The organism is Rhizobium indicum (assembly GCF_005862305.2).
GTDB lineage: Bacteria > Pseudomonadota > Alphaproteobacteria > Rhizobiales > Rhizobiaceae > Rhizobium > Rhizobium indicum.
The window spans coordinates 200,774-212,961 of sequence record NZ_CP054022.1; the positions used below are offsets into that span (position 1 = coordinate 200,774).

The 12,188-nt window shown below is 61.5% G+C and carries 12 protein-coding genes; 3 read left to right on the forward strand and 9 right to left on the reverse strand.

What is annotated here, in order from left to right; all coding sequences use genetic code 11:
* Positions 1-19: 19 nt before the first annotated feature.
* The 9 genes from FFM53_RS25355 to FFM53_RS25395 form a co-directional block, all read right to left on the reverse strand.
* The gene (locus FFM53_RS25355) at positions 20-319 is read right to left on the reverse strand and encodes a type II toxin-antitoxin system RelE/ParE family toxin (RefSeq protein ID WP_138388975.1); all 300 of its coding nucleotides are present in this window, start codon (positions 317-319) and stop codon (positions 20-22) included.
* Between the two features lie 8 nt (positions 320-327).
* The gene (locus tag FFM53_RS25360; RefSeq protein ID WP_138333086.1) at positions 328-603 is read right to left on the reverse strand and encodes a ribbon-helix-helix domain-containing protein; all 276 of its coding nucleotides are present in this window, start codon (positions 601-603) and stop codon (positions 328-330) included.
* 117 nt (positions 604-720) lie between these two features.
* Positions 721-1,989, reverse strand: a complete 1,269-nt coding sequence (locus tag FFM53_RS25365) for an MGH1-like glycoside hydrolase domain-containing protein (RefSeq protein ID WP_138333084.1) — start codon at positions 1,987-1,989, stop codon at positions 721-723.
* A gap of 19 nt (positions 1,990-2,008) precedes the next feature.
* Entirely contained in the window at positions 2,009-3,067 is a 1,059-nt protein-coding gene (locus tag FFM53_RS25370; RefSeq protein WP_138388974.1) for an ABC transporter ATP-binding protein, read from the reverse strand.
* Between the two features lie 13 nt (positions 3,068-3,080).
* Positions 3,081-3,938 carry a carbohydrate ABC transporter permease gene (locus FFM53_RS25375; protein ID WP_138388973.1) on the reverse strand — a complete coding sequence of 286 codons (858 nt, stop codon included), beginning with the start codon at positions 3,936-3,938 and terminating at the stop codon, positions 3,081-3,083.
* Positions 3,935-4,786 (reverse strand): carbohydrate ABC transporter permease, encoded by an 852-nt coding sequence (locus FFM53_RS25380; protein ID WP_138333078.1) that lies wholly within the window; start codon positions 4,784-4,786, stop codon positions 3,935-3,937. The genes FFM53_RS25375 and FFM53_RS25380 overlap by 4 nt, the downstream gene beginning before the upstream one ends.
* A 72-nt stretch (positions 4,787-4,858) precedes the next feature.
* Positions 4,859-6,133: an ABC transporter substrate-binding protein gene (locus tag FFM53_RS25385; RefSeq protein ID WP_138388972.1), complete on the reverse strand. Its 1,275-nt coding sequence runs from the start codon at positions 6,131-6,133 to the stop codon at positions 4,859-4,861.
* A 42-nt stretch (positions 6,134-6,175) separates the two neighbouring features.
* Positions 6,176-7,186, reverse strand: a complete 1,011-nt coding sequence (locus FFM53_RS25390; RefSeq protein WP_138388971.1) for a LacI family DNA-binding transcriptional regulator — start codon at positions 7,184-7,186, stop codon at positions 6,176-6,178.
* A gap of 146 nt (positions 7,187-7,332) precedes the next feature.
* A complete protein-coding gene (locus FFM53_RS25395; RefSeq protein ID WP_138388970.1) occupies positions 7,333-7,656 on the reverse strand; it encodes an antibiotic biosynthesis monooxygenase family protein in 324 nt (107 codons plus the stop codon).
* A 366-nt stretch (positions 7,657-8,022) separates the two neighbouring features.
* On the opposite strand from FFM53_RS25395, the gene FFM53_RS25400 reads away from it, so the two are divergent.
* From FFM53_RS25400 to FFM53_RS25410, 3 genes are all read left to right on the forward strand, one after another.
* Positions 8,023-9,837 carry a putative bifunctional diguanylate cyclase/phosphodiesterase gene (locus tag FFM53_RS25400; protein WP_138388969.1) on the forward strand — a complete coding sequence of 605 codons (1,815 nt, stop codon included), beginning with the start codon at positions 8,023-8,025 and terminating at the stop codon, positions 9,835-9,837.
* 84 nt (positions 9,838-9,921) lie between these two features.
* Positions 9,922-10,881 carry an HD-GYP domain-containing protein gene (locus FFM53_RS25405; RefSeq protein WP_171597976.1) on the forward strand — a complete coding sequence of 320 codons (960 nt, stop codon included), beginning with the start codon at positions 9,922-9,924 and terminating at the stop codon, positions 10,879-10,881.
* A 273-nt stretch (positions 10,882-11,154) separates the two neighbouring features.
* Entirely contained in the window at positions 11,155-12,165 is a 1,011-nt protein-coding gene (locus FFM53_RS25410; protein ID WP_138388968.1) for a LacI family DNA-binding transcriptional regulator, read from the forward strand.
* Positions 12,166-12,188 lie beyond the last annotated feature (23 nt).

Genomic DNA, 12,188 nt, shown 5'->3' on the forward strand with positions numbered 1-12,188 from the left:
GTCTGGTTTGAACCGTTTGCTAATTGTCGTCGAAGCTGACGTCCTGGCCGCGATGGAAGACACGCAGGATAGATACGATGTTCTCTTCCACCACAAACGCGATGCTTGCCTTGCCGCGATACGCAACGACGCGCAGTCCCGGCCGCAGGTCGTCACGCGCGGCGCCCCGCTCGGGAAACGTCTCAAAGCTGAGGCAGTAATCCACAATCTTACTGACGTAGTTGCGAGCCGTCTCCGGCCCGGCCTCGTCTATCAGATACACCAGCAGGGTTTCGAGGTCGTCGCTCGCCTCGGGCGCAAAAATAACGGTGCAGTTCATGCCCTGCGTTATTTCTTGGCGTGAGCGGCTATACGGGCATCGAGCCGCTGGCGAACTTCCTCGGCGGAGAGGGCGCGCTCGGGGTGGGCTTTCATTTCGTCATAGGTAGGCAGGACCTCATCGCGTAGCCATTTTTCAACGGCGGCGTCGCGGGCGGCCAAGGTGCGTAGGCCGTCACGGATAACTTCGCTCTCGGTCGCATATTCGCCGGAGCTGACTTTGGCCTTCACCATTTGCGCCATTTCCAGCGGGAGGGTGATAGTGAGAGGTTGGGTTGTGCGCATGGTGTGTATCCTCGTTATCTCCTTATAGCATGCCGTATGATTAAATCATACGCTTTACATATAAGCGATCCTTGGAGCGCTGATCGCGAAAATGGCTTGTTAGGCGCGACACCACGCTCAGGCAGGGTCTACGCCTCGCTCAAGCCACAGATACGCAGCAGCCGTCCAGGAAAAGCCGAGGCCGCCGCAGCCTTCGCCGGTGACGGGGTCGAAATATTCGGCAAAACCCTCCGTTTCGATCGCCGTGACAGTGGATTTTCGCAGCTCTTCGGAGGCATCCGCATGGCCATTGCGTTTGAGGCCGTTGATCAGAAGCCAGTTTATGATCGCCCAGGCGGGGCCGCGCCAGTAACGCTTCGGTTCCCAGCTTGCGCTGCCGGGCTTGGTTGTGGGGAAGGCGACCTTGAGGCTCTTGGACCAGGCCCTCATCTCGTCAACCAACGCATCCGCGATCGGCTTTTCGAGGTCTAGTGAGAGTAGGGGGATGAAGCCGGCTTGAGTCGCGGCCTCTATATCCTCGCCGGAGACGAGATCGCGCGAGACGAAGCGTGACAGGGCGGGGCGCCACTGGGCGAGGATAGCCTTGCGGGTCAGCGCATTCAACGCGGCGATCTCGGCGACATCGTCCATCCGGCCAAACTCGCGGGCGAGGGCTTCCAAATCTTCGCCGGCCTTGAGCAGGATGGCGGTCGTCTGGATCTCCGCGACCTTGAACGGTGCCTTTTCCCATTGTTTCGCCGGATCCCAGCCGCAAGCGGCATAAGTATCGACGAGATGGATGAAGCGGCGGTAATCCTCGTCGCGCGGACGCATGTCGGCATCGACATGGCCGGTATCCTTGCGCACGACGGGGGTATCGGTGGTGGTGGGTACACGAGCGAGCGCGATGTCCCAGGCGGGAGAATTGTCGCTGCCGCTTTCCCAGGGATGCAGGAGTGCGACGAGGCCGGTGCCTTCGGGGTCGCGCGCCGAGTACCACCAGCGATGCCATTTCAGCGCCGCTTCGTAGAGGGGGAGAGTGCGCGCCTCGGCATCCTTGCCGGCGGCCTCATACAGCTTGCGCAGTGCGATCGCGAAGACCGGCGGCTGGGTTATGCCAGAAGTCGGGGTCGGATGCTTCGTACGCCAGACGTTCGGCCCCGGGAAATAGGTATCGCTGGGCGCGTGGAAGACGATATGCGGGATCATCCCGTCCGCCCACTGGCCCTCGACCAGCCGCTCCAGCTCCCGATAGGCGCGATCGGTATCGTAGAGCGCAAAGCCCATGGCGACGAAGGCGGAATCCCAGTTCCACTGGAAGGGATAGAGCCGGTCGGTCGGCACGGTATAGCCGCCGCGATCGTTCACGGCGAGGATGCGCTTCGCCTGGTCGATATGCGTGTTCATTCTGGATGCTCCGGTATTCTTAGGCCAGGACGGCCGGAAAGGACTTGCCGCTTTCGGGCGAAAGCCAGGTAATGCGTTTCTGGTCGAGCTTCAGGCCGATCGTGTCGCCGCTCTTCACGGTTTCCGAGGCCGGCAGGATGACACGGACCGGCTGGTCGTGGATCGAGCCGGTCAAAAGCAGGTGCGAGCCCATCGGCTCGGCAACGCGCACCCGCATTTCGAGACCCTGCGGCAATGGCGCGAGTTCGACGGCCTCGCCGCGCAGGCCGAGGATGATTTGATTGCCGGATTCCTGCGGCGCCACAAGCTGTTCTGTACCGGCCGCCACCTGGCCGTTCGAAACCGGCAGTTGGATGAAGTTCATCGGCGGGTTGCCGATGAAGCCGCCGACGAAACGTGTCGCCGGATGATTATAGATCTCGACCGGATGGCCGACCTGCTCGACCACGCCGCCATGCATGACGGCGATGCGGTCGGAAAGGCCCATCGCTTCCGTCTGGTCGTGGGTGACGTAGATGGTGGTGGTGCCTGCCGATTGCAGCACGGTCTTGAGTTCGGTGCGCATTTCCAAGCGGAGCAGCGCGTCGAGGTTCGAAAGCGGCTCGTCCATCAGGAGAACCTTCGGTTCGACGGCAAGGGCGCGAGCGACCGCGACGCGCTGGCGCTGGCCGCCGGAAAGCTTGTTCGGGTAGCGGTCGAGATATTGCTCGATATGCAACAGGCCGGCGGCCTTCTCGACCTGCGCCTTCACGCGTGCGTCGTCGGCCTTCTGCATCCGCAGCCCGAAGGCGACGTTTTCGTAGACCGTCATATGCGGAAAGACGGCATAGTTCTGGAAGACCATCGCAAGGCCGCGATCCTTGGGAGGCAAGCCGATCACCGACTTGTCGCCGATACGGACATCTCCCGATGTTGCCGTCTCGAGGCCGGCGATGATGCGCAGCAGCGTGGTCTTGCCGCAGCCGGACGGGCCGAGCAGCGAGACGAATTCGCCGTCGTTGATCGTCAGCGAGACCTCTTTCAGCGCCTGGAAGGCTCCGAAGCTCTTGCGAATGCGGTCGATGACAATATTGGCCATATCTCTGGTCCCGTTATTTGGAGGAAATGCCCCAGATCGCGAAGAGGTAGCGCCTGACCGCGAAGATGAAGACAACCGAGGGAAGGATGAGCATCAGGCCCCCGGCAAAACGGTAATGCATCGGGCTTTCCGAAAGCACGGTCAGCAGGTAGGCGGTCAGCGTGCGGTTGCGCACCGTCAGCACCGAGGCGGCAAAGACCTCGTTCCACGAGATGACGAAGGCAAAGACCGCGGTTGCGACGATGCCGGGAAGCGCCAAGGGTGCCACCACCTTGAAGAAGGCCTGGATGCGGGTGCAGCCGAACACCCAGGCGGCTTCCTCCAACTCCTTCGGCACGCCGAGGAAAATCCCTTGCGTGACGAGTGCCGCGAAGGGCAGCGCCAGGACCGTATGGATGAGGCCGACGCCGACGATCGTATCGTAGAGGCCGAGCCGGATGAAGGAGACCGTCAGCGGCAGCGCCAGGATTGCCAGCGGAAAGGCGCGGGTCAGTAGAACCAGAAGGCGGTAGCTGTCCTTGCCGCGGAAATCGTAGCGGGCGAGCGCGTAACCTGCCGGCGCGCCGAGCAAGATTGAAAGCGCCACAGTGATGCTGGCTGCCCCCAGCGAATTGAGGAAGGACTGGACGACGCCCTCGGTCTTCAGGAAGAGAATGAAGGGCTCCAGCGATATGCCCGTGGGAAGCCCGGTCTTCGGCCAGATGTAGACGCCCTGCCGACCGCCAAGCGCGCCGAGCGCGACCAGATAGATCGGCACCAGCACCCAGGCGCAAAGCGCAGCGATGCCGCTCCACAGCAGCCAGCGCCGCGAGGAGACGAAGCCGGCGGCTTTGGGTGTGTCTTTGGCCGTACTGATGGTATCCGTGGTCATGGCAGGCGCTCCGGATCGACCTTCAAGACTTTCAGATAGATGAGCGTGGCGGCAAGCGAGATGATCATGATCAGCACCGCATAGGCAGCAGCGACGCTGTAGTTCTGGTTCTGGTTCTGCCAGTTGTAGGCCTCGCCGACGAGAACCGGAAAATTGCGCCCGCCGAGCGCATAGACCACCGCGAAGACTTCGAAGGCGAGCACGGTGCGCAGGATGAGAGCCGATTGCAGGGCGGGGCGGATCAGCGGCAGGGTGATGCGCCAGAAGCGCGTCCACGGGCCTGCGCCGAAAATTTCGGCGGCCTCCCTGAACTCCTTCGGCACCTGGTTGAGACCGGCGACGATGATGACCATGACGATGGCCGTGCCGCGCCAGATTTCGGCAACCGCAATGGCGATGAAGAGCGCGACCGGCGTCTGGTAGGAGAGCCAGCTTGCCTGCCTGCCGATGATGCCGAGACCGAAGAGCAGCGAATTCAGATAGCCGGTATTCTGCAGGATCGACAGCCAGACGAGACCGGCGGCGAGGTCGGAAATGCCGAGCGGGATCGTCCAGATCCACAGGATCGTCTCGCGCCCGCGGCCGACCTTGGCGACCATCGTGCCCATGGCAAGCGCAATGGCGATCTGCACCGGCACGACCGCGATCGTCAGCAGGAAGGTATTCTTCACCGAGCGGGTGAAATTGATGTCGGTTACCATGCGCTCGGCATTCGCGAGCGACAGCGCGCCATTGTCCGAAACCGCCAGCCAGATCGTCTGCACCAGCGGCACGACGAAGAGCAGCGCCAGAAAGGCGACGGATGGCAGGATCAGCAGATAGGGGATCCAGGGTCGGCTATTGGTCATCGGCTCCGGCCTTGACGAGCAGAGTGTCGGAAGAGCGCCCGGGCATTCCGCCCGGACGCTTCTCAGGTAGATTTATTCGACCGGGCAGGGGCCGTCGCTCTTGGCATCGGGCGCCCAGCAGGCAGCCTTCGTATCGGCCATCAGCTTGGCCATCGTCGCGCCCTGGGTCTTCAGCACGTCTGCAACGGGCTCGTTCTGCAGCACGATGCGCTGGAAACTGTCCATGTAGACCTTGTTGAACTCGCCGCCCTTGTCGCCGAGACCGACTGGGAGCAGCGAGATGACCGCGTCCTTGGAAGCCTGGGTGGCCGTGACCGCACCGGCAAGGAGGGCGACGCCGGCATCGAGATCCGGCGGCAGCTTGACGTTGAGGGTCGGGAAGAAGCCGACCTTGGAGGCGGTCAGGAGCTGCGTGTCCGGCATGGACAGGTGTTCGACGATCTTTTCTGCGCCGGCTTTGTCAGGCGCGCCCTTCGGAATGGCGAGACCCGCGACGACAGGCATGTAGCCGCGACCTTTGGGACCCGCGGGGGCGGGGAAGACGACATAATCATCCGGTGCAGCGGAAATGGCATTCTTCAGACGGGCGATATGATCCCAGGCGACCATGACTTCGCCGGCAGCGAGCGGCTCCTGCATGAAGTCGTAATTGGTCGAGTTCGGTGTCACATAGGCCCACAGCGCCTTCAGCTTTTCCCAGCCGGCGGCAGCATCGGCACTCTGGAAGGTGCGCACGACACCGCCGGTGAAGGACGGGTAGAAATAGCCCTGGAAATAACGCGCCATCAGCCCCTTCGGGCCGGCCGGGAAACCGATCTGCGGCTGGCCCGTCGCCTCCTGCATATTCTTGCCCCACTCGATCAGTTGATCGTAGTTCAGCGCGTTCACGTCGGCGCCGGCAGGCAGGTATTGCAGCGCTTCCTTCTTGGCAGCCATCACATAGGTCGCCTGCATCCAGGGGATGTACTGCTGGGTCGACTTGCCGAGCTTGCCAAGGTCGAGCAGCGACTGTGGCATGCCGCTCGCGGCCAGCTTGTTGGCGAGATCGTCGAGCGGCTCGAGCGTGTCCTTGTCGGCAAGGGGCGAGAGCTCGCCATGCAGCGCACCGACGAGGCTAACGGTGTGTTTGCCGGCCTGACGTTCGGCCTCCATGCGGACGGCAAACTGCGGCGGCTCCTCGACCACGTAATCAACCGAGCCGACGTCCTTCAGCAGCTCCTCGCGCACGACGGTCGCTTCCTCGATCGGACGAAGCTGGGTGGACACGAAAACCGTCTGGGCAAGCACAGGCGAGGCGAAGGCCAGCACGGTGGAAGCCAGAATTCCAAATGACATGATATGTTTCATCTTCTCCTCCTTCATTGTTCTTTGTTTGAGATGCACTGCTGTCTATGCCGCCCTAAGCGGACGGCGGTGGCTGTCGCGATCGACGAATTCGATCGCGTGAAGCTCCTGGAGTTCTTCGGCAGGCTCGCCTGCAATGGCGCGCAGCAGCAGCGAGGCGAAGCTCGCGCCGAGGTTTTCACCGGTCATGCGCATGGTCGAGAGCGGCGGGCTGGTAAATGCGCCCATCGCCAGGTCGTCATGGCCGACAATGCTGATCTGGTTGCCGCCATCGAGCTCGCGTAGCGCCCGGAGTGCCCCGATCGCCATTTCGTCGGTGGCGCAAACGAGTGCGGTCGGACGCGAGGGTTGGCGCAGAAGTTCGAGTGCTGCGAGATAACCGCCCTGTTCCAGCGGCGCGCCTTCGGCACAAAGGTCGGTGGCAAGGCCGCATTCCTCCATCGCCGCCCGCCAGCCGCGGCAGCGGTCATGTGCAAAGTAATATTCCTGCGGGCCGGCGATGTGGCCGATGCGGCGGTGGCCGGCGGCATGGAAGCGCAGCGTCGCGGCCCGGAATCCGGCAAAACCGTCGCCGTCGATATAGGGATGGGGCAGCAGGCTTTCGGTGCGGCCATTGGTGACGAAGGGAATGCCGCGCGACTGCAGGAATTCGACGCGCTCGTCTTTCCGCTTGGTGCGAACGAGAAGCATGGCGTCGACGCGGCGGCCATCGACGAAGCGGCGGCAGATGTCGAGCTCGCTCTCGCCGCGCGGCACCGGCGCAATCACCAGATTGAGGCCGGCGGCGGCAAGGTGTTCGGCACAGCCGGACAACATATCGAGGAAATGCGGAGGACCGATATGGCCGGGATCGCTCGGCAGCGTGACGGCAACCAGTTCGGCGCGCTGCCTGCGGAGGCGGCGGGCCGAAGCATTCGGTCGGTAGCCGACCTTGTCGGCAGCCTCTCGAACCCGTTCGCGCGTGGCGGCCGCCACATCGGCATAACCGTCGAGCGCACGCGACACCGTGGTGATCGACAGTCCCAGCGATTGCGCGAGCTGCTTGAGATTGGCCAAGATCTTCCTCCCGAGGTGAGAAAAAGATTCTCCAAAACGTTTTGGGAGTCAAGCCAAAACGTTTTGGATTCGTGCCGATGTCGCGCGCATTGATCTTTCAAGACGGAGCAGAGACGTCACAGAGATATGCGAAAGGGCGGGGGTTCTCAGCGCAGCCTAGGCGGGACCACTATCTTATGTATCTGGATACGCTCGGGAAGTTCGCAAATTAGTTCTGCATCTCGCGCCAGATGATGAACCTGCTCCGGATCACCTTTCGTAAACGCCGTCATCGATTGCATGTCGGCCCAGTAGGAGATCGTCGTGAACCATGTTTCATCCTTCCGATCTTCGCGCAGCAATTGGACGCCGATCGCCGTCTTTAGCAGTGGCGGAACTCCCTCAGCGCGATTGTAAGCTTCGTATTCATCAGCAAATTCCGGCTTCGTGCGGCCGCGCCAGATACCGGCGATAGTTGGAACTTTCGTCATGTTCTGCTCTCCGTGACATCTGAATGAAGCAAGCCAACGGTCGAGGGCGTCTGCCTCAAACGGCATGGGCACCGTCGAACAGGGCGCCAAGCCCGCCGATCAGAGGCGCCCCGGGCATGCGCCCACTCGGGCATCACACCCGTTCACAGCCCGGAACGTCTGTTCCACGAGCAAAGGAGATGAGTCCCACAATCGATCGTTCAAGGCCTCCGTGAGCCGATCGACCGGTCTGGACCTTCTACCCCGCTTGGGGGCTGGGTCGCTGATGGCTCGCGAGTGCGTTCATTCGATCAAAATCTAATCAACGGCGTAACCTGATTTGAAAGTCGGTTTGGTACGGAGGGTCTCCTTCCGGGAAGTGACGTCATGATCCTTGAGTTGCAGAATGCCATTCTGGAAATGATTGCCAAAGGGGAACCGCTGGCAACAACGATCGAGCAACTTTGCCTCAGGGTCGAGGCCGTCGTTCCTGGGATCACCGCTTCGGTGCTGACGTTCGACGGGAGCCGTCTTCACACACTTGCTGGACCCTCCCTTCCGCCTGACTATTCAGCGGCTGTCGACAATCTTGAAGCCGGACCTCTTGCGGGCTCTTGTGGTGCCGCTGCCTATTCTGGAGAAGCGGTCGTTGTCACCGATATCGAGACCGATCCTCGTTGGCAGGACTTCAAGTCTCTGGTTCTTCCGCTAGGGTTGCGGGCTTGCTGGTCCAGCCCGATCAAGAGCGGCGAGCGGGTGATCGGCACCTTCGCCTTCTATTATCGAGAACACGGCGCTCCGAAGGCCGTCGAACGGGACCTCGTCGAGGCTTGTGTCCATCTTTGCACAATCGCCATCGATCGCGAAGAACGGGTGATGGAACGTCAGCGACTGACATACAGCGACGCTATGACGGGACTGTCGAATCGTGCTCGTTTCAACCAGCTTCTCGCCGAAGATCTGCCTCGATCCCGGCGCGCCTGGGGCATCTTGCTGGTGGACATCGACAACTTGAAACTGGTGAACGACACGTTCGGGCACGCAGCCGGCGACGCATTGATTCAAGTGGTTGCAGACCGGATCTCCGCGACAGCAGGCGCCAAAAACACGTTCAGGCTTGGTGGAGATGAGTTTGCTGTCATTGTATCGGACGACAAAGACCTTGATCTGAATGCGAGGGCATCCGCCATCCTCGAAGCACTGTCCTCTCCTTCAACGTGCGACGGCCATGTCGTCTTTCCCGCCGCGACGATTGGCGGCGCGTTGGCAGAGACCGAAACAAACCCCGATCAGACCCGCCAGAACGCCGATGTGGCGCTCTATCATGCGAAAGAACACAACCGTGGCCGGTACGTGCAACACTATCCCGGCCTGGGCACCGCCCTCACCAGACGCTTCAGGGCGGTTCGGGACGTGGGCATCGCCCTAAAAGACGATCGGATCGACGCGCATTACCAACCGATCTTGCGCCTGGATACGCGGGAAATTGTTGGTTTCGAAGCCTTGTGTCGAATGACCACGCCTTCCGGCCAAATCATAGCAGCAGCGCATTTCCATGAGGCGACGAAAGACGCGCATATTGCTGCTGAGCTGACCCAACGGATGTTGCTGAGGGTTGCGAAAGACATCCGCAGCTGGCTCGCCCGAGGCCTTCCTCTCCAACATGTCGGCATCAACCTGTCCGCCGCAGATTTTCGTGGCGGCAATCTGCAAGACAGGCTGTGCCGAATTTTCGGGGACGCGGAGGTTCCTCTCAAGCACATCATCCTCGAAGTGACGGAATCGGTTTATCTCGGACAACGGGACTATGTCGTAGCGGACGAGATAAAGGCTCTTCGGTCCAAGGGCTTGCGGGTTGCCCTCGACGACTTCGGCACGGGCTACGCGTCTTTGACCCATCTGCTGACGGTGCCGGTCGACATCATCAAGATCGACAAGTCCTTCATCGACCGCATGGTGCCGGGCGACGCTGGGACCTTCATCGTTGAGGGCCTGATCGGAATAGCTGACAAGCTGGGGATCCGGGTCGTCGCAGAAGGGATTGAAACAGAACCCCAAGCTGTTCAATTGAGCCAGCTCGGCTGCAAGCTCGGACAGGGCTATCTGTTTTCGAAAGCAGTCGATCGAACGGTTGCCGCGGCCATTTTAGAGCAGCATGGACAACGGCTCAACCAAGACAAGACCCGTGCCGGAGCCCTATAGCCTGAGCGAGGTTTTCGCGCTCGGGCCAGCCCCGGATACCTGAGACAACGCTTGAGTACCAAGATTATTTTGAACGGATCAGAGATGCGAAAACGGATACATGTCAGCCAATTGCGGGTAGGAATGTATGTCGAGGACGTCGAGATTGAGGGAGAAGACAGGACACGCCGGTTCAAGCCGTTCCTGATCTCGGCCGCCGGTCAGGTCGAGAGTTTGATGGCAAACCGCCTGATGACTGTTGTTATCGACGTCGGAAAAGGCGCGGATGTCGATCCGGGCGGGGCACAGGACATCGACCGGGCTGCGTTTGACACCCAGCTTCGTGCCGTGTTTTCGGCGAAGGATATCAAGCAGGCGAGGGAATGCGTCGAGGATACAAGACCGCAGATCCGCCAAATGCTTGCCCACGCCAGGATCAAAGCTTCTTTCGCCAGTGATGCGGCAAGCGCAGCTGTGGAGCGGATCATGTCGGCAGCCTTCGACAACGCCGGCGCGCTGATCGCAGTCGCAAAGCTGAAGGAAAAAGATGAGCTGACGTTCCTCCACTCGCTGGCGGTAAGCGCGTTGATGATCACCCTAGGGCGCAGCCTCGGTCATGGAGAAGAGGATGTGCGGGTATTGGGACTCGGCGGACTGGTTCACGATCTTGGAAAAATGGCGCTCCCGGACGAAATTTTGACGAAACCCGGTAAACTGACGGCCGAGGAAATGGATCTTGTCCGCGGGCATCCTCAGCGGGGATATGAGCTGGTTTCCCATGTCGCGCATGTCCCGAAGCCGGTGCTCGACATTTGTCGCTACCACCATGAAAAGTTCGATGGCTCGGGCTATCCTGGCCGGCTCGCCGGAAAGAAGATCCCTTACGTCGCCCGGCTTGCGGCGATTTGTGACGTTTACGAAGCGCTGACCACAATCAGGCCGTATAAGCGCGCCTTCTCGCAAGCGGAGGCGATCAACATGATGATGAATTCGCCGGGCCATTTCGATAGCCAGCTTCTTTCCGCATTCGTGTCAAAAATGGTGATCAGCGGCACGCTCCACTAGAGCCATCATTTACCGGACGGCGCGTCGTACCGGCCAAACGTCACTTGTAACTCCGCTCGGATCGGCGGTCATTTCGGCAGCAGAGGCAACCCCGACCAGCGCCGGGCAGGCCAAGCGCTGATCGTCTACAGGGGGTAAAGATTGCGCGCCGATAGGGGGCAGTTTGTGCGCCGATTGACAGATAGGTGTTCGGAACGCTGAGCAGTGCGCGTAAAAAGCCGCTTGACAAAACGCGTCCGCCACGACTATTGGGTAATCGATCACCCAAGGAGGATGGTGAGGATCGTGGCAGCATCTCTTTCTGACATCGCGGAACGTGCGGGCGTCTCGGTAAAGACGGTTTCCGGCGCATTGCACGGCGGCTCCGCCCGCATGTCGGACGATACGCGCCAGAAGGTCAAAGCCATTGCGGAAGAACTCGGCTACGTGACCAACCTTGCGGCGCGTGGCGTGCGTCAGGGCTGGCTGCCGCTGGTCGGAGTCGTCTCCGACGGCCTCATCACTTCGCCCTTCGCCACCGAGATCGTGCGTGGCCTCGACGGGGCGGCCCGCAGCGCCGGCATGGCGGTCTTTGCGGTCAACCACCGCAGCGGCCAGTCTATCGGCTCGGTGCTCGACGAGGTGCAGCAGTTCCGGCCGCGCGCCGTTGCTTATGCCGCCATGTACCACAAGGATGTCGCCCTGCCGGACAGGTTGGCGGGCGCCGTCGGCGTCATGATCAACTGCCGCGAGGCTGCCGGCCGCGTCACCGCGCTGGTGCCGGACGAAGAGGGCGGCGCGCGGGAGATCGTGCGTTATCTCCTCGTCGCCGGCCGCCGCCGCATCGCCTTCATCAACCTGCCGGGCATTCTCGCCGGCACGCTACGCGAGACGGGGTTTCGTGCGGCGCTTGAGGAGGGGGGCATCGACCCCATCGGCGTTCTGCCGGCGGTGCGCCGCAGCGTCTATAGCGACCGCGCGCCAAGCCTTGTTGCCTCTCATGTGGAGGCGCTTCTGAAATCCGGTCAACGGCCTGACGCCATCTTGTGCGGCAATGACCGCGTGGCGATGGAAGTCTATGCGGCGCTTGCCCGTGCCGGCCTTCGCATTCCGGATGATATCGCGGTGGCAAGCTTCGACAACCAGGTCGAGCTGGCCTCGCGGCTGGACCCGCCATTGACGACGATGGCCCTGCCGCACCGCGCCATGGGCCGCCTTGCCATGGAGATCCTCCTGGCCGAGCAGCCCGAACCGCCGCATCTGCATAAACTGCCATTCCATCTGGTCGAACGGGCATCCGTCTGAACATCGAATAGTGCCAAACAGGA